This window comes from Natronospira sp. (assembly GCF_007134575.1).
GTDB lineage: Bacteria > Pseudomonadota > Gammaproteobacteria > Natronospirales > Natronospiraceae > Natronospira > Natronospira elongata.
Map to the genome: position 1 here is coordinate 1 of NZ_SLKM01000022.1, position 20,567 is coordinate 20,567.

A 20,567-nucleotide genomic window follows, 5' to 3' on the forward strand; every position below is an offset into this window, starting at 1 on the left:
CCGGATCACCTTCATAGAGCGAGCTGCTCCAGTGGACGCCTATCGACCCAGCCGTGAACTCGGTGTGATGTATGAAACCATCCTGCCACGATGGTATGCCGCGGCAGGACTGTTCGGCGGTGATGGCGTTGCACGAGATCGTGACGTGAGTGAAGGCTGGTCCTTCGCGGGCCGTACCTCATTCGCACCCGTATTGGACGAAGAAGCCGGTCTCTGGTCGCACCTGGGTCTTTCTGTCAACTATCGACGCAATGCCTACGAGTATGAACGCAGTCGCGGAAGGGAACGGCAATACAACCCGGTGCGCATGCGGACCCGTCTTGGCACCCGCGCCGTGGACGGTCGCATGATCGGCGAAAATGATATGGAAAATGTTCGCGACTGGACCACATATGCCCTGGAAGCCGCCTGGGGTACAGGCCCGTTCTCACTTCAGGGGGAATACCTGGTACAGACACTCTTTCGGGAAGAGGAGTCCCGTGGTTTTGAGGGAGCCAATCCGGAGGTGACCGAAATGGAATCATCCGGCTATTACCTCCAGGCCAACTGGTTCCTCACCGGCGAACAGCGCAACTACCGGGCCTTCAGTGGAGATTTTGGACGAACCAGCGTCGACAGCCCTCTTAGCAAGGGCGGGCGAGGTGCCTGGGAACTGGCTGCACGCTTTGCCACTGCCGACTCCATGGAGCATCACGTGGCAGACGATCGACAGAAGATTGATCACTACACCTTTGCACTCAATTGGTATCCCGAAGACGACATCATCCTCAAGTTCAATGTGATGTACATCGATGCCGAACGTGGCATCGACCCGGTCGATGGTGGGCCGAAGTCATGGGAAAGCATGGCTTACGCCTTGCGCTTTCAGTACGAGTTCTAACAGGCAGCGGATCAGATTGGGTCGTGAGTCTCAAGGTGGATGCCCGGCGGTCCAAAAGAAACCTGCTTTTAACCTCATCGTCACGGATGTGAAACCTGCCTTGGTCAGGGTGTAGCGCACCGGATCTGTTCGGACCGTTTCATCAGCAAGAGAGGTAAGCAAATGAACAGCACAGCAAAGAATTTTGGAAAATTCGGGGGCGGGGCCCTCGCTTCCGCCATTGCACTGGGACTCGCCGCCACCACATCCCAGGCCGGACATGTTGTCAATGGTGATTTTTCGGTCTCGGAACGCGCTTTCGTGCTCCAGAGCGAAACCGATGCCGATCAATGTGAATCCGCGTTCGATGACATGTGCGAAGGCCAGCTGGACAGCCTGCCGGGCTGGGTTATCCTTGATCTCGGTGAACAGTTCATTCTCACCGACATCAGCGCCTTTGATTATCTGGATGCGTATCAAGATACGGTCGTGCGCTTCTCCGAAAATGACAATGCATTGAGTGGCGATGACGATGCAATCGCCCAGTGCGTGGATCTGTCGACGGTCAACGTCCAAGGCGCTGATTTCAGCCTTTCCGTGAACGCCACGACCCAGTTCCCCCGCGCTACCGATGGCATCGGCGAATTGCCAGTAGAACTCGCCGTGAAGTTTTACAGCGAGACTGATTGTGCGGGCGAGCTGAACGAAGACATCGATCTCTTTGACGACGTGGTGGACCTTGCCGATGGCGCTCAGGTGCACTTCCAGCGTTTCGACCTCGTCAGCTCCGGCACCGCCGTGGAAAATCATGTCCAAGCCCTGGTCATCGAGCCGTGGGAGTGGGCCACCGCCATCCTGGAGGGTGCCGCCGACGAAGAGTACCAGTCGGTGGCCATTTTCATTGGCGCCGGTGACCAGACCGATGATGGATCTGAACCCACTGGACCCCGGCAGAGTTATCTGGACCATGTGGTCCTGAGCATTGATGGGATCAACGACGGTGACAACCTGCTGGTCAATGGTGATTTTGATCAGCTCCCCGGTGACCTTGAAAGGGACGCATTCTTCTCGGTTCGTACGCCGTGGCCGGATGACGACCAGGGACCTTTCGGCTGGATGCTGTCGGACCTCCAGAGCGATGGAGGTGCCGCAACCGAAGCCGTGCCCAATGAAGACCGTGGGCTGAATTTCGATGCCGTCGTCGGTAACAGGGTATTCAAGTTCCGCGGTATCGATGACATCTCCAGCGGTGATCCATCAGATGCCAACGACGATAATCTGGACCAGTGCGTCGACATTCGCGACCTCGACGGGGAGTTCAGTTATAGCGCCTACCTGCGCAGTAACGAAGGTCAGCGTCTTGATGTGGCGCTGATGTATGAGTTCCACGAAGACTGGGATAGCTGCCTTACTCGCATCAACTCCACCCTGGATAATGATGATCCTTTGGAAAACAACAGCGATACCGATCAGATTTTCCAGGCGGATACCTGGGAGCTGTTCGAAACCGTGCCGGTAACCCCGGGAGCCGGTGATAATTTTGTTCGCCTCAGCATCCGTGTTGTCGATGCCCTGGATAGCCAGGATCCCGATCTTCGGGTGTTCATCGATGATGTACGAATCAATCGTCAGGACGACGACGATGATGATAGTAACGGCGATGATGGAGACGAGGGCGATAGCGGCTCTGAGGGCAGCAGCTCTTCCGGCTCCGGTTGCGTCATGGGTAATGGTAATGGTTTCAAAGACCCGTCCTTGCCCCTCCTGGTGCTGTTTGCTGCCGGTCTTTTCGCACGGCGCGTATTGACCCGAAATTAAGCGAGACGCAATCTCCCTCAAAAGCTTCGCCTCGGACCAGATGGTCCGGGGCGTTTTTTCATCCTCCTCTGCCCGTCGTCGGGCGTGGCGCGATGGGTAGGCGACTCAGACTGGGATCGAGCTGGCGAATTATCGCTTCGGTGCGCATGGCAAAGGGGCCGCAGTTGGGCTGATCGGGAGCTGCTAGCGTCAATTGATCACCCAAATGGGTGATGTGGCCGATGCGACCGCGGACTAAGCTTGAATCGATCGTGATTGAACTCTGGAGGGCTCCCGATGATGGAATTACCTGGTCCACGGAGACTGTTGATCGGCCTGATCGCCGCATTCCTGCTGTTCTCCGCCCCCGTCATTGCCGACGACATTACTCTGAGTTTCGCACCCGCTCCGATCACTTCCCCCTGGGATCCCGAGGACGGTGATCCGGGTCGTCAGCATCGGATCGGTGTCAATGCGCTCACCATTGAGCAGGACACCGACAATGGCCCCTCGGATTTTTCCATGGTGGGGGTGACCTATGTGACCAAGCAGGAGGGGGAGTTCTTTTCCGGGGGGTTGGCCGCCGGTGAAGATGATGCCGGCTTCGTTGACCTGTTCGTGCTCAACCTTCGTTGGGGTATGGAAATGGGCGATCCGGAAGGAGTGGCCTACTCCGGCTCCTTCGGAACGGATATTTTCACGGTGGATGTGGATGGGGGTGATGATTTCAGCTCGGACACCATCATTGGAACCCTTTCTGCGCAGTTCAGTGTGCAGAACCGCATTCCCCTGGCAGATGGCCGGATGGGGTTCACCCCCTATGCCACCGTCAATGCGGTGCTTTTCGGGAACGGCACTGTGAATACTCGCTTTCGTGATGCGCAGGGCACGCTGCAAAGGAATAGCTCGGATGTGGACGTGGACAGCACCATCGGGCTCCAGTTGGGCTTCGATCTGGATCTGGGTGGTTACTCCCTTGCAGCCTTCTACCAGCAGCAGGACGACACCGAGATCGCCAGCCTCAGCTTTGCCTTCGAGTTCTAACGCACCACGGAGTGATAGTGCTTGCACCGTCTGGGCCGGGAAAACGATTGCTGCGGGATAAGGGGAGCCCGTCGGAACCAATTCGACGGCATGGGGTCGGCTAGGATGTAAGGGCCGCACCGGGTTGTTGTACGGTGTTGTCCCGAATTCCCTAAGGAACCCCCGTAGGTTCCGGTCGATAAGGAGTCATCCATGTCTCGTGTCCCAATGCGCCTGGGTCTGTTCGCCTTTTTCCTCTTTCTTGTTCAGCCGGCCTGGTCGCAGGCTCCCAAATACGAATCCGTGGTCGGATATCCCCTCGGTGAACGCATCGCCAGCAGTTATGACATCCGTCGGTATATGGAGACCCTGGAAAGGGAAACGGACCGGGTCAAGCTGGTCCATCAGGGCGAATCCTACGAGCGCCGCCCCCTGGTCGCCGCCATCATCACCTCACCGGCCAATCACGAGCGGCTGGACGAGATCCAGGCAGGCGCCCAGCGTCTGGGGGATCCCCGGCTGGGTGAGGCGGAGATCGACGATCAACCCGCCGTGCTCTGGTTTGGCGGCTCCATCCATGGCTTCGAGCTGTCCGGCAGCGACGGTCTGACCCGGTTGATGGAAGAGCTGGCCACCAGCGAGGACGAGGAGGTTCTTGAGTGGCTGGAAAATACGGTGGTGATCATTGATCCCACCCTGAACCCCGATGGCCGTGACGCCTTCGCCATGTTCAATCACCGCCGTATCGGTCGTGAGGCCAATCCCTCGCAGAAGGATTGGTCGAATGATTTCGATGGCTGGGATGCCCTGGGCTTTCGGACCAGTCATTATTTCTTCGACATCAACCGGGACTGGTTCGCCCATACCCATCCCGAGACACGGGAGCGGATGTCCCTGATTCAGAGCTGGCGTCCGCAGGTGGTGATTGATGCTCATGAAATGGGGCATGACACCGAATTTTACTTCGATCCGCCCACCGGGCCGCGCAATCCCCATTTCCCCGACTTTGCCTGGGATTGGTTCGAGGATTTTGGGGCTGCCTACGCCGATGCCTTTGATGAGGCCGGTGCCGAGTACACCAAGCGGGATATCTTCAATTACTTCTATCCCGCTTACACCACCTCCTGGGGCAGTTATCAGGGCGCCGTGGGCATGCTCTATGAGCAGGGCTCCACAAGAGGGCTTGCCCTTGAGCTGAGTGACGGCTCCGTTCGCCACTTCCGTCAGGCGGTAGAGCAGCAGTACATCACCGCCCGGGCAGCGGTTCGCCTGGCCAGCGAGGAACGGGCAAGACTGCTTGAAGATTATCTGGCCGGGCACCAAAGCGCCCTGGATGAGGGCCGCAGCGGGGTCCGCCGATATATTCTCACCCCGGACGCCGACCCGCAGATCCTGGCCGAGACCGTGGCCATGCTCAAGCGCAATGGCATTGAAGTGTCCCGTCTCAGCGAATCGGTAAGACTGCGAGGCCTTCGTGACCGGGAGGGCAACTCCGTCGGTACCCGCGCCTTGCCCGCCAACAGTTACGTGATCGAGGCCGAGCAGCCGCGTAATCGACTGATCCGTGTATTGCTGGAGCCGGATGCGCCGGTGCCGGAGGACTTTCTGGCCGAGGCGCGTGAACGGGTGGACCGGGGCGAGAATCCGCGCTTCTATGACATCACCGCCTGGTCTCTGCCCCTGCTGTTCGATCTCCAGGCCTTCTCAAGCACCAGTGGGGCCAATCTGCCCACCGAGCCGGTCACAGAAAAACCACGGGTGGGGGGAGAACTCCCGGATGCTGACTATGCCTGGCTGCTGGATGGCCGCCAGACCGCGGCCATTCCCCTGGCTCACCGCTTGCGCAATGCCGGCTACCGAGTGGCGGTCAGCCCCCGGGCTTTCGAGGCCGGTGGCGAGCGTTTTTCCCGGGGCACGGTGATTATTCGACGCGGTGGCCAGGATGAGGGCCTGGAACAGCAACTCGCCGATCTGGTGGCGGAATACGACCTGATGGCCCACGGGGTGGACAGCGGTCGCACCAGCGGCGGCGATCTGCCCGCCCTTGGTGGCGCCGAGACCTTCCATCTGGCACCGGGAAAAATCGCGCTGCTGGCGGAACAGCCCATGCATCCCTATTCCTTCGGCTGGGCATGGCACACCCTGGACCAGGCCTACCGACTGGACAGCACCGTGTTGCGGGTGGAGTCCGTCGCCGGGACCCGCCTGGAATCCTTCTCCACCATCGTTATCGCGGATACCTTCAGCGCCGCCGCCCTCGCCGAGCGTCTGGGTGAGGATGGCCAGGAACGGCTGAAGCGCTGGGTGCGAGACGGCGGCAATCTCGTGGTGATTGGCAATGCCGTCGATCTGGTCCGGGAGCAACTGGAGCTGATCGGCCTGGAGGACGCCTGGGCGACCGGCGATGATGAGCCACCGGCCCACCGCATTGCTGTTCCCGGCGCTTTCTTCGAAACCGAGATCGACGAGCGCCACTGGTTGTCTGCCGGTTTTGATCGCGCCCCGCGAGTGATGGTCAATTCCAATCGAATCTACCGTGCGCCCGAGGGGCCGCCCTCACCCGCGCAGAATGCAGTCATTCGCTATGCCGGCAACCTGGACGCCCCGGTGGCGGGACATGTCTGGGAAGAGAGCCTGGACAAGCTGCCCGGCGGGGTATTCGCCTGGGAGCAACGGGTGGGCAGTGGTCGGGTGGTGGCCTTTCCGGAGGATCTGAATTTCCGTGGCTATTGGCGCGGTGTTGACCGGCTATTTCTCAATGCCGTGGTTCTCGGGCCCAGCGCCTGAAGTTTAGATGCGACAAGCAGAAGGGGCGTGTCCCATCGGGACACGCCCCTTGCTCGTCAACGTAGCTTTGTTCAGCCTTCGATGGCAAACGGTTGCAGGGTCGACCGGAACTGTCCTGGCGAGAGATCGTCAATGCCGTCTTCTTCCTCGACCGACAGCCAGCCCTGGATCTCATACTGGCCGACCGGCAAGGGCTGGCCATCGTCATCCAGAAGGCCCTCCCACTCCATGTCGAAGCGGCGCGTTTCCAAGGGCTCGAATTCTACTTCTCTTACAGCCTGATCAAAGCCATGGCGGGTAGACCAGACCCTGACGGCCTCCTCGGCGTCGTCGAGGACCACGAAATCCCGGGTCCTGGCGTCGGATGATGTCAGGCTCTGTGCTTCGGTGCTTCGGTTCCTCACCGTCAATACCACTACCGCATCCTGACCTATCGGCAGGCTGTCCACGCGCTCGCCCGCCGTGTTTTCGACATGGACTTCGGTAACGAAGCGCGGTCCTTCCGAACCGGCATCATTGTCGTCATCATCGCAGCCGCCCAGGCCAAGGGCGAGCAAGCTGATGAGGAGTATCAGTGAGCGGGGATACTGCATGCCAAACCTCCGTGAAAGTCGGCGTCAGTTGGGAGCGTGTCCAGTATAGACCACCGCGCCCGGACCCGGTTCATCACCCTCCATCGCTGTCGCCGGTGCCGGTCGGCTGAACAGGAAGCCCTGGCCCATGGGGCAGTGATTCTCTCTTAGAAACGCTGCCTGGCTCTCCCTTTCGATGCCTTCGGCAACCACGTCGAGCTGGAGTTTGGCCGCCATATCCAGGATGCTGCGGAGAATCTCCCTCTCCGGTGCCGACTGGTCCAGCCTGGCCACGAAACTGCGATCGATCTTGATCACGTCGATGGGCAGTTCGCGGATGTAGCTGAGCGAGGAATAGCCCACACCGAAATCGTCCACGCTGATGCCGATGCCTCGTCGGGCCAGTCGTCCCAATTGAACCCGGGCCGCCGCCAGATTCTCCACAAGGACATTCTCGGTGACTTCCAGGTTCAGCCGATGGGGGGAGAGTTCCAGGCGGCGCAGCAATCGGACAAGCCACGGCTCGAATTCGGGATCACGGAGCTGCAGCGGTGAAAGGTTCAGTGCCAGTTGTACCCCACGGAAGCGACCCTTGCGTTCCCAGGCCGCCAGTTGCCGGCAGGCCTTTTCAATCACCTGTCGGCCGAGATCATCAATCAGGCCGAAGCTTTCAGCGACGCCGATGAACAAAGAGGGCGGCACATCTCCAAGGACCGGATCATGCCAGCGTGCCAGCACTTCCAGTTGTCGAATCTGGCCGCTATCGAGATCGATAATCGTTTGGTAATGGATGTCGAGGGCATCGTCTGCCAGGGCCTGAACCAATCGATTTCTCATTTCCCAGCGTTCCACCAGGCCCGGCCCATCAGTCCGTCCGTAGAGACTGAAACTCCGTTCTGCGGTGGCGCGCGCTTCAAACAGAGCCGCTTCCGCTTGTCGCAGAAGAGTGTTACCACTGTTTGCCGCCCCGGGGTAGAGGCTGCCGCCAATACTCATCTCCAGGGCAATATCCTCGCCGCCAAGCTCAATGGGTTCGCGCAGCATCTCGCTCAGCTCGGCAGCGAGTGCGTCGACCAGGCTTTCCGCGGCGTTGTGCAGGGCGGGCAATGGCAACAGCAGGCTGAATTCGTCTGTTTCCGTCCGGGCCAGTACGCGCCCGCCGGTCTCCAGGGCCTGCAGTCGGCCAACGACGATTCGAAGCAGGTCATCGCTGGCCTCCTGGCCGCGGAAGTGGCGCAGGCGACGAAAACCCTCCAGCCGGATCATCAGCAGGCCCACGCCTCGCCCTTGCGCGTGGGCCACTCGTTCAGTGACCAGACGAAAAAAGCGCCGGCGACCCGGGAGGCCGGTGGTGGTGTCAAAGTCGGCGCGGTAGCGGGCAATCCGCTGATGGGTATCGGCGAGCAGGGAGGCCCTGTCCCTTTGTTTCCGAAGCGTGGCGAATTCCCTTTGCACCGCCAGCCCCAGGCTCAGGCCCCCGGCAAGGATGCCCAGCTTCAACAAGTCGAAGCTTCCCAGGCCCACGGGTGGCAGCAACTCCAGACGCACCAGACCGTTAATGCAAAGAGCAAGCAGCAGGAAGACAAAGCCCAATAGCAGGGGGCCGGCATTCCGCCGGCGATTGAATACGCCTTCGGCGGTAACCACCAGGCCCACCGAGGCAAACAAGAGCGCCGCTGTGTCCGAGCTCCAGAGCGCCCAGTCCAGACGAATGCCGGCCAACATCATCAAGGCAATGCTGAAGGTGGCCCCGAGCCAGAGCAGGCGGTCCCGCCAGGCGGGGGCGTCCCGGTCACGCAGAAAGCGGGCAAGGAAGAAGCTGCCTGCCAGGAAGCTCAATGCCAATAGAAAGTAGGGACCCCGCAGGTTCAGTTCCATGGCATTGAGTCCGAACCATTGCTGGTGAAGGTTTTCACCAACGAAAAGCGCGGTACCAAAGGCCCCGATGTATACGGAGAAGTACAGCAGGCCCGACTGACGGATACTGCCCAGGAGCAGCAGTCCATAGATCACCAGCGTGGCCAGCGCGCCGTAGGCGGCTCCATTGAAGAGCATCTGCCGATTGTTGCCGCTGACCAGCGCATCGGCGGGGCCGACCAGCAGGGGAATCGAGGCGCGAAAGGGAGAACGGGCGGAGATCAGAATGGCCCGGTCTGCATCCAGGTCGGGCGGTGCCACGCTGGCCATGTTCGGGGGCGCGTTCAGGATGCGGGTGGGGTCGGTGGGCTGGGTGTCGGCCACGGCCCGCATGCATTGCCTGTTCCAGTCTGACTCAGCCACTGGCCAGTGAATGCAGAATTCGCGATAGCCGGTAGCGGGGATCCGAATACCCCAGCTTTGGTTCCCGTTGAGCTTCTCCGGGTTCAGCTTGAGCCATACTCGCTGGCCGGCCAGGGCCTCATCCTGGTGGCCGCCAGTGAACGCCTGGCAGGCGGGTGCCTCGATGAGCTTTTCAGCCTTGATCCGCCCCCCATCTTCACTCCAGGACAGAAGCTGTTCGGGGGCAACAATATGCAGACCATCTTCGGGGAGGTGAAGTGGCGCCGCCGCCGGGCAGCTGCCACCGGCGGCCAAGGCCACCATCAGGGTGAGTGCTTCGATCATGCGAGTTCCAGCGTTCCTTCGTCGGCCCCCTCAACACCCCTGTGGGTTCCCCAACCCAAGTTCGCAGCCGAGCATACTCTCAATTCGAGCAGCGCAGGGCAAGGATATTGCGACGGAAGGCCCACCAAGGTCGAGGACTGTTAGAATATCCACCATGGATGATGTCACCGCAATTCTCGATCCTCTCAATGATGCCCAGCGCCAGGCCGTTACCGCCCCGGCCGGCCCTGTGCTGGTACTGGCCGGCGCCGGCAGTGGCAAGACCCGGGTGCTGGTCCATCGAATTGCCTGGTTGATGCAGGTCGAAGGGGTCTCGCCCCTGGGCGTCATGGCAGTGACCTTCACCAACAAGGCAGCCGCCGAAATGCGGGGGCGGATCGAATCCCTGCTGAGCGCGCCGGCGGGGACCATGTGGGTGGGTACCTTCCACGGTCTGGCCCATCGCCTGCTTCGTCTGCATTGGCGCGAAGCCGGTCTTCGTGAAGGCTTCCAGATACTCGATGCCGAAGATCAGCAGCGCATGATCCGTCGCCTGCTCCGGGCCCTGGAAATCGACGATGGTCGCTGGCCGCCGCGTCAGATCCAGTGGTTTATCAATGCCCGCAAGGATGAAGGTCTGCGTGCCCGTCATGTGGCCGACAATGGTGATCCGGTCCAGCGCCATTTCCTGCGTGTCTATCATGCCTATGAAGAGGCCTGTGAGCGCGCCGGTGTGGTTGATTTTGCTGAACTGCTGCTCCGCGCCCACGAACTGCTGCGGGACAATGCCGATATCCTGCGCCACTATCAGCAGCGATTCCGGCATGTGCTCGTGGATGAGTTTCAGGACACCAATGCCATCCAGTATGCCTGGGTGCGCCTGATTACCGGTAAGACCGGCCATCCCTTCATTGTCGGCGATGATGATCAGTCCATCTACGGTTGGCGTGGCGCCAAGATCGAGAACCTGCAGCGCTTTCGCGAGGATTTCCCCGATCCCCTGGTGGTGAGACTGGAGCAGAATTACCGCTCCACCGGCCTCATTCTGCGGGCGGCCAATGCCCTGATTACCCACAACCCCGACCGTCTGGGAAAGAACCTCTGGACCGAGGGCGAGGAGGGCGAGCCGGTCACTCTCTATGCCGCCTACAATGAGCGCGATGAAGCCCAATACGTGGTGGAGTCACTGAGGCAGTATCTGCGTGATGGTGGCGCCCGCTCCGATATTGCCATTCTCTACCGTTCCAATGCCCAGTCTCGGGTATTCGAAGAACTGCTCATGGCGGAGAGCATCCCCTATCGGGTCTACGGCGGCCTGCGCTTTTTCGAACGCCAGGAGATCAAGGACGCCCTCGCCTATCTGCGCCTGATTGCCAATCGCGACGACGATCCTTCCTTTGAGCGTGTTGCCAATGTCCCCACCCGGGGCGTGGGTCAGCGCACCATGGAGCAACTGCGCAGTCATGCCCGGGCAATGGGCGGCAGTCTGTGGGCGGCCGCCCATGATCTGGTCAGTAGTGGTCGCATCTCCTCAAGGGCCGGGTCAGCCCTGCAGCGCTTTGCCCAACTGGTGGATGGCATGGCGGCCGATACGGCCGATCTGGACCTCCATGAACAGGTGGACCATGTAATCCAGGCCTCCGGTCTCTATGGGCATTACGGCAAGGAAAAGGGCGAGAAGGCCGATGCCCGGCTGGAGAACCTGGATGAGCTGGTCACCGCCGCCCAGGGCTATGAGCCCGATCCGCTGGAAGAAACCCTGCCACCACTGGCCGCCTTTCTCTCCCACGCGGCGCTGGAGTCCGGCGAGGGCCAGTCGGAGGCCTGGGAGGACTGCGTTCAGTTGATGACCCTGCATTCTGCCAAGGGCCTGGAGTTCCCCCTGGTGTTCCTGACGGGTATGGAGGATGGCCTCTTCCCTCACCAGCGCTCCATTCAGGATCCGGACGGCATCCAGGAAGAGCGGCGGCTCTGCTATGTGGGCATGACCCGGGCGATGAAGCACCTCTATCTCAGCTATGCTGAGCGACGACGTCTGCATGGTAGTGAGAATTACGGTGTGCCTTCCCGCTTCCTGGCCGAGATCCCGGCTGAATGCCTGCACGAAGTTCGGCCTCGGGTGCAGGTCAGCCGTCCCGCCGTGGCCGGCAGTGGCCTGATGGATGCCGGCCGCCCGGCCGATGGCATCACCCTGGGATCCCGCGTCCGTCATGCCGCCTTTGGCGAAGGCGTGGTGCTCAACCGGGAGGGCGACGGCCCCCAGGCCCGAATCCAGGTCAACTTCGAGGGCGTGGGCGCGAAATGGCTGGTACTGGCCTACGCAAATCTTGAACCGGTGTGAGGAGTTCTGAGTTCTGAGTGTGGGAAGGCACTGCCCTCTCAGCACTCAGCACTCAGCACTTCGATCTTGCACCCTTCCCGCCCTAGGCGTAATCTGCGAGCGCATGAAGATACTTATTCTTGGGGCCGGCCAGGTGGGATCCACCGTGGCGCAGCATCTGGCGAGAGAAGAGGCCAACGATGTGACCGTCGTTGACCTGGACAGTGAACGCCTGCAGGAATTACAGGATCGCCTCGATATTCGCACGATTCGCGGTTTCGGCTCCTTTCCCGACGTTCTCAAGCGTGCCGGCGCCGATGATGCCGAGATGATTGTCGCGGTCACTGACAGCGACGAGACCAATATGGTCGCCTGTCAGGTGGCCTATACCCTCTACCATACCCCCACCAAGATCGCCCGCATTCGTTCCACCGAATATGTGCAGGCCGAGGGGCTGTTCGTGCAGGAAGCCATGCCGGTGGATGTTGTCATCAGCCCGGAGAAGCTGGTGATGGACTATATCCGCCGATTGATCCAGTACCCCGGTTCCCTGCAGGTGCTGGACTTTGCCGAGGGCCGGGTCCGTCTGGTGGCTGTCAGGGCTTATTACGGAGGGCCACTGGTGGGCAGCGAATTGCGTACCATCCGGGAGCACTTGCCGGATCTGGATACCCGGGTAGCAGCCATCTATCGCCAGGGGGATGCCATCATCCCCGAGGGTGACACCGTGATCGAGGCCGACGATGAGGTCTTCTTCATCGCCGCCCGGGAAGACATTCGCCAGGTCATTTCCGAACTCCGCAAGCTCGATAAACCCGCCCGCCGGGTCATCATTGCCGGTGGTGGCAACATCGGCATGCGTTTGGCAGCCGCGCTTGAAGAGACCCACAACGTCAAATTGATCGAGCGGGACAAGGACCGGGCCCGAAAGCTGTCCGAGCAGCTCGACAAGACCATCGTTCTTCATGGCGATGCGGCTGACGAGGAGCTGCTCAGGGACGAGAACATTGAGGCCACGGATGTCTTCTGCGGCGTGACCAATGCCGAGGAGGCCAATATTCTGTCTTCCATGCTCGCCAAGCATCTGGGCGCCCGCAAGACCATGGCCCTGATCAATCGGCCTTCCTATGTGGACCTGGTTCAGAGCGGCGCCATCGATATCGCCATCTCACCCCAGCAGGTCACCATCGGTTCCCTGCTGGCCCACATCCGCCGGGGTGATGTGGTCGCCGTGCATTCCCTTCGCCGAGGCGCGGCCGAGGCGATTGAGGCAGTAGCTCACGGGGATGAAAATACTTCCAGTGTCGTGGGCAAGGCGATCGAGGATATTCCTCTGCCCCCCGGCACCACCATTGGTGCCATTGTCAGGGATGATGAGGTGCTCATGGGTCATCGCGACACCGTGATCGAGGCCGAGGATCATGTGATCCTCTTTCTCGTCGACCGCAAGTATGTGGCCGATGTGGAGCGCCTGTTTCAGGTGGATGTAACCTTCATATGATGGGGCGGGGCATCCCAGGGGAGGAGGGCGCCTGATGCATGTCAAGGTGATCCAGCGCATTCTCGGCTTGCTGCTGATGGCCTTCAGCCTCTCCATGCTGCCCCCCATCGGGGTCTCCTGGTGGTATCAGGACGGCGCCGCCTTCGCCTTCATTGTCGGTTTCCTGATCGTCGCCGGGACCGGCCTGCTGATGTGGTTTCCGGCGCGGCGGGAATTCCGGGACATGCGCACCCGCGACGGCTTTGTGGTCGTGGCCAGCTTCTGGCTGGTGCTCGGCCTGGCCGGCGCGGTCCCCTTGCTGCTGTCGGAAAACCCGGAAATCAGTTTTACCGATGCCGCTTTTGAGGCGGTCTCCGGTCTGACCACCACCGGTTCCACCATTCTTGTGGGCCTGGATCATCTGCCTGAATCGATTCTCTACTATCGTCAGCAGCTCCAATGGTTGGGTGGCATGGGCATCATCGTGCTCGCCATTGCCGTCCTGCCCATGCTGGGCGTGGGGGGGATGCAGCTCTTTCGTGCCGAGATTACCGGACCCATGAAGGAGGCTCGCCTCACGCCCCGGATTGCCGAGACCGCCAAGGGCTTGTGGTACATCTATCTGGGCCTGACTGCTGCCTGTGCCCTGGCCTATTGGCTGGCCGGGATGACGCCATTCGATGCCATTGGGCATGCCTATTCCACGGTCGCCATTGGGGGATTCTCGACCTACGATGCCAGCATCGGGCATTTCAACAGCCACGCCATCGAACTCATCGCAGTGGCTTTCATGCTCTTGGCCGGGGTCAACTTCGCCCTTCATTTCCTTGCTGTCCGGCGGCGGATCGTGGGGCACTACTTCCAGGACCCCGAATTCCGCACCTATCTAGTCATTCAGGCTCTGGTGGTCAGTCTGGTCGTGGGCTATCTGCTGCTGGCCCAGGTCTATGAATCCGGTCTGGATGCCCTGATCAAGGGCAGCTTTCAGGCCGTTTCCATCGCCACGACCACAGGATTCACCTCCGCTGAATACGTCGCCTGGCCGGGATTCCTGCCCGTTTTGCTGATATTCAGTAGTTTTGTCGGCGCCTGCGCCGCGTCCACCGGCGGCGGGATCAAGGTGATCCGTATTCGCTTGCTGGTAAACCAGGGCGCGCGGGAGATTACCCGGCTAATCCACCCCAATGCGGAGATTCCGGCGAAGCTGGGGCGCCGGATCCTTCCTCAGCGGGTCCTGGATTCAGTGTGGGCGTTCTTCTCTGTCTATGTGGCCCTTTTCGTGGTCATGATGTTGATCCTCATGGCCACGGGCCTGGATCAGGTGACCGCGTTCTCGGCGGTGGCCGCGGCCCTCAATAACCTGGGGCCGGGCTTGGGCGATGTGGCGGCCAATTTCACCATCCTGGATGACCTGTCCAAATGGGTGCTCATCGTGGCCATGCTGATGGGGCGGCTGGAGATCTTTACCGTCCTGGTATTGCTGACACCGGCTTTCTGGCAGCGCTGATCGGCATTGAGCTTCGAGGGGACGCGCTCAAGCAAAACTATTGCTGATCCCATTGCTCATCCACATCCGCGGAAAAGTCGGTCTCCAGGATCTCCCGCGCTTCCTCCAGCCGATCCTCGGGGACTTGAAGGCGGACATCATTGCTGCGTGGATTGAAGAAACCGGTGAGAGGGCCCAGACCAACGCCAGCCAGAATCACCGGAATGCCTTCCGCTTCCAGCCTGCCTTTTCCCACTTCAGCCTGGAGGCTGTTGCGATATTGCTTCACGGTTTTGTATTTCATTGCCGCCATTGCTCCTTAGATCAAAGGTCCAGCATCAAATCCGCTTCCGCATCGGACGGCTGGAAGGAGCGGGTACTGTAATGGTCAAAAATCACATCCAATACTTCCTCGGGCTTGTCCACCACGTGGAAGAGTTCCATGTCCTCGGGAGAAATCATTCCCTGGCCGACAAGATGGGACTGGAACCAATCCACAAGACCCGCCCAGAAACTCTGCCCCACCAGGACAATGGGAATTCGGCGTGTCTTGCCGGTCTGGACCAGGGTCAGGATCTCTGCCATTTCGTCCAGAGTGCCGAAACCGCCGGGGAGCACTACGTAGGCGGAGGCGTACTTGACGAACATGACCTTGCGGGTGAAGAAATGCCGAAAATGCAGCTCAATGTCCTGATGGGCATTGGCCACCTGTTCGTGGGGCAGTTCGATATTGAGACCGATGGAGGGCGATTTCCCCGCCTCAGCACCCCGGTTGGCCGCTTCCATGATCCCGGGGCCGCCACCTGTGACCACGGAAAAGCCGGCATCGGAGAGCTGCTGGGAGATGTCCACCGCGAGTTTGTAGTAAGGCTCCTCCGATGGCGTGCGGGCCGACCCGAAAATACTGACCGATGGCCGGATTCGCGATAGCTTCTCGAAGCCTTCCACGAACTCGGCCATGATCTGAAAGATCTTCCATGATTCCCGAGTCAGACTGCTGTCGTTGCGCTGCCGGGCCTGCTGTCTTTCGGTCAGTTCCCGGAAATTGTCGTCATTCATGATTTGTCTCGATCCCGTTCACTCAGTTGCTTTCTGGCCCGCTTGAGAAAGACCTGCATTTCCCGCGCAGCCTGTTTGTCTCCGCGCGCCTCGGCCACGGGGATGCCCTGTTCCAGGGCCTCCACGGCCGCCTCCAGTCGTTCCAGGCGCAACAGGGTCCGGCCGTAAGCCCGCCAGGCAGCAGAATACTGTGCGTCCAGCTCCAGGGCGGCCTGGTAATGCTGGGCCGCTTCCGGCAGCGCATCCCGGCGCAGATACTCATTGCCGAGACTGAAGCGCAGCATGGCGCTGTCCTGGCCCCTTTCCAGCATCTTGAGCAGATTCTCCAGCATCGCTTGATCACGTTTTTGCCGCTGACAGGCACAGCATAACAGGGCGCCGGCCAATCGCCCCATCCGGCAGTGACGACGGTGCGGAGAAGGGACTGGCAGACACAGAGGCTATCCTAGTCTACGCTTTTGGTCTGGCCAAAGGCCCTTTGACGCCGGGAACACCACAATCCGTCAATGGTCGAAGTATCAGCGAAAGCAGATTCGGAGGTGCCCCAGAGGTGCCGGGAGGTTTCGGCTCATGTGGAAGAAATACACCATCAGCAGCGTTGCTGCCGTCTTTCTTGCCCTGGGGCTTGGGCTGGACAGCGCCCAGGCCGAGGAGAAGGAGAAGGCTGAAGTGCCGCTGATGAACGATATTGCGGCTCTCAAGGTTGAGAATGGTAAGGTCCGGATCACTGGCAGCCGGATTGCCCGGGATGTGGACAGTGTGCGGGTTGGTCGTACCATCGCCACGTCTTCCGGGCTGCGGGTCTATACCCGAGAGGATATTGAACGCAGTGGCCATGTCCATATCGGCGATGCCCTGCGCTATCTGGATCCGCGAATCCGCTGAACGACAGACTAAAATGCTTTAAGGGCGCCTTGATGGCGCCCTTTTTTTGCGGCCAGGTCCCGCCTCAGCGTTCCCCGCGCTGGGCCTCCACCTCGCGAATGCCGGGTACCAGCCAGTAGGCCATCACCAGCCCCAACTCGAACAGGGCATAGACCGGCAGGGCGAGCAGGGTTTGCGAGATCACATCGGGGGGCGTCAGTAGCATGCCGATGACGAAGACGCCCACGAGCACATAGGGGCGTTTCTTCTTGAGCGCGGCCGGCGTGGTCATGCCGGCCCGGACGATGAGCACGGTGGCCACCGGCACCTGGAATGCCAGGCCGAAGGCAATGAAAAGACTGAGCACGAAATTCAGATAGTGGTGTATATCGGTCATGACCGCGACGCCTTCCGGCGCCACGGCGACGAAGAAGCCGAATACCAGGGGAAAGACCACCAGCCAGGCGAATCCGGCGCCCAGGTAGAAGAGCAGACTGCTGGCCACCATCAATGGGAATACCAGCCGTTTTTCACGCTGATAAAGGCCGGGGGCGATGAAGGCCCAGACCTGGTAGAGCAGATAGGGGATGGCCAGGAAAATCGCCGCCACCAGGGCCATCTTGAACGGGGTCAGAAAGGGGGATGCCACCTGGGTGGCGATCAGACTGCTTTCCGCCGGCAAATGTCTGGCCAGGGGCTCGGCCAGCATGGTGAAGAGATGGCGGGCGAAGGGGGCTATGGCGATGAATGCCAGCAGCACCGCCGCCACCATGCGTAGCAGGCGGTTGCGCAACTCGGTCAGATGATCAATCAGCGGCGTTTGTTCAGTCACGCCCCTGCTCCTCACCCTCGCTACCTTCGCCAAGCGGCTTCTCGACGTTTCGGCGCAGTTCTTCGCCTTCACGCTCCAGTTCCGATTGCAGGCCCCGCAACGCGGCCCGGCCGCGGCCCACCCAGCCACCGACATTACGCATGATGACCGGCAGCCGCTCCGGGCCAGCCACCACCAGAACGATCAGCGCAATCAGCAGAATTTCCCAGATACCCATCAGCTAGTCGGGCTCAAGGCTTCTGCTGATCTTGTTTTTCATCCTGCTCAAAGTCCGCGTCTGCGGACTCCTCATTCTGGGAGAGGCGCTCCGAGGTTTCTTCCCCCTCATCCTTGTCTTCTTCCTTGACCGCCGAGCGGAAGCCACGAATGGCGCTGCCCACGTCCTGTCCCAGGTTGCTCAGCCGTTTGGTGCCGAACAGCAGGATGACGATGGCCAGGATGATCAGAAGTTGCCAGATACCGATGCCGCCAATGCCCATAAGAATGCTCCCGGAACAATGCCTCGACCATGGGTGGTCGGGGGTGAATTCCACTCAGGTTTGATCAACGGGCACATTGTAGCCGACCCGACGGCGTGGGGGCTTGTCCTGGGTCATTTTTGGCGCCGCCGTTTCTCCTCGACCCCGGAGAGGCCGAAACGCCGTTCCAGCTCGGCCAGCACATCGCGTGAGTCCAGGCCACGGGCCGCCAGCAGGACCAGACTGTGAAACCAGAGATCGGCGATTTCATCGCGCAGGGCATCCGGACTTTCCTCGATCCCTGCGATCAGGGCCTCCACGGCCTCTTCTCCCAGTTTGCGTCCGATCTTTGCCGGCCCCGCGGCCAGCAAGCCGGCCACGTAGGAAGATTCCGGATCCCCCTGCCGGCGGGCCTCGATGACCGCGTCCAGGGCTGCCAGGATGTCACTGCCTTCGGCATCGCTCATCTGTCATTGTCCCCGCCATAGATGGATTCCGGCGACGCCAGCACCGGGTCGGTACTCTTCCAGGTCCCCGCTTCCAGGCGCCGGAAAAGACAACGGGCCCGCCCCGTGTGGCAGGCAATGCCACCGTGCTGTTCCACCTGCATCAGCACCGTGTCACCGTCACAGTCCAGGCGAATGTCCTTTACGGTTTGGGTGTGGCCCGATCGTTCCCCCTTGTGCCAGAGACGTTGGCGGGAGCGGGAGTAATAGACCGCCTCCCCCAGGCGAACGGTTTCCAGCAGTGCCTCTCGGTTCATCCAGGCCAGCATCAGTACCTGGCCGCTGTCGGCGTCCTGGGCAATGGCCGCGACCAGGCCGCGATCATCAAATTTTACTGCCTCGAGCCAGCTCGGCGCGTTCATGCCGCTTCCACCTCACGGCTGGGGATGCCTGCTCGCACCAGCGCCTCTCGGGCCTCGCCAATGCGGTACTCGCCAAAGTGAAAAATACTGGCAGCCAGCACGGCATCAGCACCGCCGTGGATGAAACCGTCCACCAGGTGATCCAGGCTGCCCACACCACCGGAGGCAATCACAGGTATCGTGACCGCATCACTGACCGCGCGGGTCAGCGCCAGATCGAAGCCCGAGCGGGTGCCGTCCCGGTCCATGCTGGTGAGCAACAGTTCGCCAGCGCCCAGCTCGGCCATCCGCTGCGCCCATTCAACGGCATCCAGGCCCGTGGGTCGGCGTCCGCCATGGGTAAAGATCTCCCAGCGCAAGGGTTCCTCTGCTTGCGACACCTGCTTGGCATCCACGGCCACGACAATGCACTGACTGCCAAAGCGCTCCGCCGCCTCGGCCACCAGTTCGGGCCGGTGCACCGCCGCGGTGTTGATGGCCACCTTGTCGGCGCCGGCGCGCAACATGCGGCGGACATCGTCCGCCTCGCGGATGCCGCCGCCCACGGTCAGCGGCATGAAGACCTGCCCGGCCACCTGTTCCACCACGTCCACCATGGTGTCACGGCCCTCGTGGCTGGCGGAGATGTCCAGAAAGGTGATTTCGTCCGCGCCCTCGCTGTCGTAGCGTCGGGCAATCTCCACCGGATCGCCGGCGTCACGAATGTTCTCGAAGCGTACGCCCTTGACCACACGCCCCCGATCCACATCGAGACAGGGGATGATGCGCCGGGCAAGCCCGTCACTCTGGGTCATACCATCGACTCGTCTGGACGCGGGTCGCCGTGGAAATGGCGGATCGCTTCGGCCAGGTCCATGCCCCCGTCGTAGATCGCACGACCGACGATAGCACCCTGGATGCCCTCCTCCTGGTAAGTGGCCAGAGCCTTGAGGTCATCCAGCTTGCTGACCCCGCCGGAGGCAATGACGGGAATGTTGATGCTGCGAGCCAGTTCGGCGGTGGAATCGACGGCGGGGCCGGCCATCATGCCGTCCTTGCTGATATCGGTGAAGATAATGGCGCAGACACCATCGCCCTCATATTTCTGGGCCAGATCCAGCACATCATGCTCGGAAAGCTTGGACCAGGCGTCGATGGCTACCTTGCCGTCCCGGGCGTCCAGGCCAACGATGATGCGGCCGGGATACTCCACGCACAGGTCTTCCACGAAATGAGGGGTGTTGACGGCTTTCGTGCCGATGATGACCCATTCCACGCCGGTGCTGAGGTAGGCGTCGGCACTGTCTTCATCGCGAATGCCGCCGCCCACCTGGACCGGGATATCTCCGCAGGCGGCAACGATGTCACGCACCACGCCATCGTTCACCGGGCGGCCGGCCTTGGCACCATCCAGGTCCACAACATGGACCCGCTCGGCGCCGGCTTCCACCCAGCGGCGTGCCACCTCGGCCGGGTCCTCGGAGAATACCGTGGCGTCATCCAGCTTGCCCTGGCGAAGCCTCACGCAGCGCCCATCCTGGATGTCGATTGCGGGAATCACGAGCATGGTCCTTCCTCCACTTTTTGCCAGCCGGACTGA

At 61.0% G+C, this 20,567-nt stretch carries 21 protein-coding genes; 8 read left to right on the forward strand and 13 right to left on the reverse strand.

What is annotated here, in order from left to right:
• The coding region (locus ACJWXQ_RS00910) for an OprO/OprP family phosphate-selective porin (RefSeq protein ID WP_406671948.1) at positions 1-880 on the forward strand (880 nt) is incomplete at its 5' end.
• Between the two features lie 30 nt (positions 881-910).
• On the opposite strand, the gene ACJWXQ_RS00915 is transcribed toward ACJWXQ_RS00910, so the two are convergent.
• The gene (locus ACJWXQ_RS00915; protein WP_406671949.1) at positions 911-1,669 is read right to left on the reverse strand and encodes a hypothetical protein; all 759 of its coding nucleotides are present in this window, start codon (positions 1,667-1,669) and stop codon (positions 911-913) included.
• Between ACJWXQ_RS00915 and ACJWXQ_RS00920 the strand changes: the two genes are divergently transcribed.
• The 3 genes from ACJWXQ_RS00920 to ACJWXQ_RS00930 all read left to right on the forward strand — a co-directional run bounded on the left by ACJWXQ_RS00920 (position 1,658) and on the right by ACJWXQ_RS00930 (position 6,466).
• The gene (locus tag ACJWXQ_RS00920) at positions 1,658-2,677 is read left to right on the forward strand and encodes a JDVT-CTERM domain-containing protein (protein WP_406671950.1); all 1,020 of its coding nucleotides are present in this window, start codon (positions 1,658-1,660) and stop codon (positions 2,675-2,677) included. The genes ACJWXQ_RS00915 and ACJWXQ_RS00920 overlap by 12 nt on opposite strands.
• A gap of 276 nt (positions 2,678-2,953) precedes the next feature.
• Entirely contained in the window at positions 2,954-3,700 is a 747-nt protein-coding gene (locus ACJWXQ_RS00925; protein ID WP_406671951.1) for a hypothetical protein, read from the forward strand.
• A gap of 192 nt (positions 3,701-3,892) precedes the next feature.
• On the forward strand, positions 3,893-6,466 hold the full coding sequence (locus tag ACJWXQ_RS00930; protein WP_346050705.1) for a M14 family zinc carboxypeptidase: 2,574 nt from the start codon (positions 3,893-3,895) through the stop codon (positions 6,464-6,466).
• 71 nt (positions 6,467-6,537) lie between these two features.
• Here the strand turns inward: ACJWXQ_RS00930 and ACJWXQ_RS00935 are convergent, their stop codons facing one another.
• Entirely contained in the window at positions 6,538-7,059 is a 522-nt protein-coding gene (locus ACJWXQ_RS00935) for a BsuPI-related putative proteinase inhibitor (protein ID WP_346050706.1), read from the reverse strand.
• Between the two features lie 24 nt (positions 7,060-7,083).
• On the reverse strand, positions 7,084-9,642 hold the full coding sequence (locus ACJWXQ_RS00940; RefSeq protein WP_346050707.1) for an EAL domain-containing protein: 2,559 nt from the start codon (positions 9,640-9,642) through the stop codon (positions 7,084-7,086).
• A 154-nt stretch (positions 9,643-9,796) separates the two neighbouring features.
• On the opposite strand from ACJWXQ_RS00940, the gene uvrD reads away from it, so the two are divergent.
• From uvrD to ACJWXQ_RS00955, 3 genes are all read left to right on the forward strand, one after another.
• Positions 9,797-11,962 carry a DNA helicase II gene (gene uvrD, locus ACJWXQ_RS00945; protein ID WP_346050708.1) on the forward strand — a complete coding sequence of 722 codons (2,166 nt, stop codon included), beginning with the start codon at positions 9,797-9,799 and terminating at the stop codon, positions 11,960-11,962.
• Between the two features lie 103 nt (positions 11,963-12,065).
• Positions 12,066-13,442: a Trk system potassium transporter TrkA gene (trkA, locus tag ACJWXQ_RS00950; protein WP_346050709.1), complete on the forward strand. Its 1,377-nt coding sequence runs from the start codon at positions 12,066-12,068 to the stop codon at positions 13,440-13,442.
• 34 nt (positions 13,443-13,476) lie between these two features.
• The gene (locus ACJWXQ_RS00955) at positions 13,477-14,928 is read left to right on the forward strand and encodes a TrkH family potassium uptake protein (protein WP_406671952.1); all 1,452 of its coding nucleotides are present in this window, start codon (positions 13,477-13,479) and stop codon (positions 14,926-14,928) included.
• 37 nt (positions 14,929-14,965) lie between these two features.
• Here ACJWXQ_RS00955 and ACJWXQ_RS00960 read toward each other — a convergent pair whose 3' ends face one another.
• Genes ACJWXQ_RS00960 through ACJWXQ_RS00970 form a run of 3 tightly spaced genes read right to left on the reverse strand, consistent with a single transcriptional unit; the run spans position 14,966 to position 16,298 of the window.
• Entirely contained in the window at positions 14,966-15,211 is a 246-nt protein-coding gene (locus ACJWXQ_RS00960; protein WP_346050711.1) for a putative signal transducing protein, read from the reverse strand.
• A gap of 20 nt (positions 15,212-15,231) precedes the next feature.
• Positions 15,232-15,966, reverse strand: coding sequence for a TIGR00730 family Rossman fold protein (locus tag ACJWXQ_RS00965; protein WP_346050712.1), 735 nt, complete (start codon positions 15,964-15,966; stop codon positions 15,232-15,234).
• Positions 15,963-16,298: a tetratricopeptide repeat protein gene (locus tag ACJWXQ_RS00970; RefSeq protein ID WP_346050713.1), complete on the reverse strand. Its 336-nt coding sequence runs from the start codon at positions 16,296-16,298 to the stop codon at positions 15,963-15,965. Before ACJWXQ_RS00970 ends, ACJWXQ_RS00965 begins: the two co-directional genes overlap by 4 nt.
• A gap of 238 nt (positions 16,299-16,536) precedes the next feature.
• Between ACJWXQ_RS00970 and ACJWXQ_RS00975 the strand changes: the two genes are divergently transcribed.
• Positions 16,537-16,851 (forward strand): hypothetical protein, encoded by a 315-nt coding sequence (locus ACJWXQ_RS00975; RefSeq protein ID WP_406671953.1) that lies wholly within the window; start codon positions 16,537-16,539, stop codon positions 16,849-16,851.
• Positions 16,852-16,915: 64 nt separating this feature from the next.
• On the opposite strand, the gene tatC is transcribed toward ACJWXQ_RS00975, so the two are convergent.
• The 7 genes from tatC to hisA all read right to left on the reverse strand — a co-directional run bounded on the left by tatC (position 16,916) and on the right by hisA (position 20,534).
• Positions 16,916-17,662: a twin-arginine translocase subunit TatC gene (tatC, locus tag ACJWXQ_RS00980; RefSeq protein ID WP_346050715.1), complete on the reverse strand. Its 747-nt coding sequence runs from the start codon at positions 17,660-17,662 to the stop codon at positions 16,916-16,918.
• A complete protein-coding gene (locus ACJWXQ_RS00985; protein WP_346050716.1) occupies positions 17,655-17,879 on the reverse strand; it encodes a twin-arginine translocase TatA/TatE family subunit in 225 nt (74 codons plus the stop codon). The genes tatC and ACJWXQ_RS00985 overlap by 8 nt, the downstream gene beginning before the upstream one ends.
• Before the next feature lie 13 nt (positions 17,880-17,892).
• Positions 17,893-18,141 carry a twin-arginine translocase TatA/TatE family subunit gene (gene tatA, locus ACJWXQ_RS00990; protein ID WP_346050717.1) on the reverse strand — a complete coding sequence of 83 codons (249 nt, stop codon included), beginning with the start codon at positions 18,139-18,141 and terminating at the stop codon, positions 17,893-17,895.
• A gap of 113 nt (positions 18,142-18,254) precedes the next feature.
• Entirely contained in the window at positions 18,255-18,587 is a 333-nt protein-coding gene (locus tag ACJWXQ_RS00995) for a phosphoribosyl-ATP diphosphatase (RefSeq protein ID WP_406671954.1), read from the reverse strand.
• A complete protein-coding gene (gene hisI, locus ACJWXQ_RS01000; protein ID WP_346050719.1) occupies positions 18,584-18,988 on the reverse strand; it encodes a phosphoribosyl-AMP cyclohydrolase in 405 nt (134 codons plus the stop codon). Before hisI ends, ACJWXQ_RS00995 begins: the two co-directional genes overlap by 4 nt.
• Positions 18,985-19,782 carry an imidazole glycerol phosphate synthase subunit HisF gene (gene hisF, locus ACJWXQ_RS01005; protein WP_346050720.1) on the reverse strand — a complete coding sequence of 266 codons (798 nt, stop codon included), beginning with the start codon at positions 19,780-19,782 and terminating at the stop codon, positions 18,985-18,987. The genes hisI and hisF overlap by 4 nt, the downstream gene beginning before the upstream one ends.
• Complete coding sequence (hisA, locus tag ACJWXQ_RS01010; protein ID WP_346050721.1) at positions 19,779-20,534, reverse strand: 1-(5-phosphoribosyl)-5-[(5-phosphoribosylamino)methylideneamino]imidazole-4-carboxamide isomerase; 756 nt, start codon at positions 20,532-20,534, stop codon at positions 19,779-19,781. Before hisA ends, hisF begins: the two co-directional genes overlap by 4 nt.
• Between the last annotated feature and the right edge of the window lie 33 nt (positions 20,535-20,567).

What these genes read in the sequence shown, in the direction of transcription:
- ACJWXQ_RS00995 (WP_406671954.1), bottom strand. Translation starts at nt 18,587, where the DNA reads ATGAGCGATGCCGAAGGCAGTGACATCCTGGCAGCCCTGGACGCGGTC.
- ACJWXQ_RS00930 (WP_346050705.1), top strand. Translation starts at nt 3,893, where the DNA reads ATGTCTCGTGTCCCAATGCGCCTGGGTCTGTTCGCCTTTTTCCTCTTT.
- hisI (WP_346050719.1), bottom strand. Translation starts at nt 18,988, where the DNA reads ATGAACGCGCCGAGCTGGCTCGAGGCAGTAAAATTTGATGATCGCGGC.
- ACJWXQ_RS00915 (WP_406671949.1), bottom strand. Translation starts at nt 1,669, where the DNA reads ATGATTTTCCACGGCGGTGCCGGAGCTGACGAGGTCGAAACGCTGGAA.
- ACJWXQ_RS00940 (WP_346050707.1), bottom strand. Translation starts at nt 9,642, where the DNA reads ATGATCGAAGCACTCACCCTGATGGTGGCCTTGGCCGCCGGTGGCAGC.
- ACJWXQ_RS00985 (WP_346050716.1), bottom strand. Translation starts at nt 17,879, where the DNA reads ATGGGTATCTGGGAAATTCTGCTGATTGCGCTGATCGTTCTGGTGGTG.
- ACJWXQ_RS00925 (WP_406671951.1), top strand. Translation starts at nt 2,954, where the DNA reads ATGATGGAATTACCTGGTCCACGGAGACTGTTGATCGGCCTGATCGCC.
- ACJWXQ_RS00965 (WP_346050712.1), bottom strand. Translation starts at nt 15,966, where the DNA reads ATGAATGACGACAATTTCCGGGAACTGACCGAAAGACAGCAGGCCCGG.
- ACJWXQ_RS00935 (WP_346050706.1), bottom strand. Translation starts at nt 7,059, where the DNA reads ATGCAGTATCCCCGCTCACTGATACTCCTCATCAGCTTGCTCGCCCTT.
- ACJWXQ_RS00970 (WP_346050713.1), bottom strand. Translation starts at nt 16,298, where the DNA reads ATGCTGGAGAATCTGCTCAAGATGCTGGAAAGGGGCCAGGACAGCGCC.
- hisF (WP_346050720.1), bottom strand. Translation starts at nt 19,782, where the DNA reads ATGACCCAGAGTGACGGGCTTGCCCGGCGCATCATCCCCTGTCTCGAT.
- uvrD (WP_346050708.1), top strand. Translation starts at nt 9,797, where the DNA reads ATGGATGATGTCACCGCAATTCTCGATCCTCTCAATGATGCCCAGCGC.
- ACJWXQ_RS00955 (WP_406671952.1), top strand. Translation starts at nt 13,477, where the DNA reads ATGCATGTCAAGGTGATCCAGCGCATTCTCGGCTTGCTGCTGATGGCC.
- hisA (WP_346050721.1), bottom strand. Translation starts at nt 20,534, where the DNA reads ATGCTCGTGATTCCCGCAATCGACATCCAGGATGGGCGCTGCGTGAGG.
- ACJWXQ_RS00960 (WP_346050711.1), bottom strand. Translation starts at nt 15,211, where the DNA reads ATGAAATACAAAACCGTGAAGCAATATCGCAACAGCCTCCAGGCTGAA.
- ACJWXQ_RS00975 (WP_406671953.1), top strand. Translation starts at nt 16,537, where the DNA reads ATGTGGAAGAAATACACCATCAGCAGCGTTGCTGCCGTCTTTCTTGCC.
- trkA (WP_346050709.1), top strand. Translation starts at nt 12,066, where the DNA reads ATGAAGATACTTATTCTTGGGGCCGGCCAGGTGGGATCCACCGTGGCG.
- tatA (WP_346050717.1), bottom strand. Translation starts at nt 18,141, where the DNA reads ATGGGCATTGGCGGCATCGGTATCTGGCAACTTCTGATCATCCTGGCC.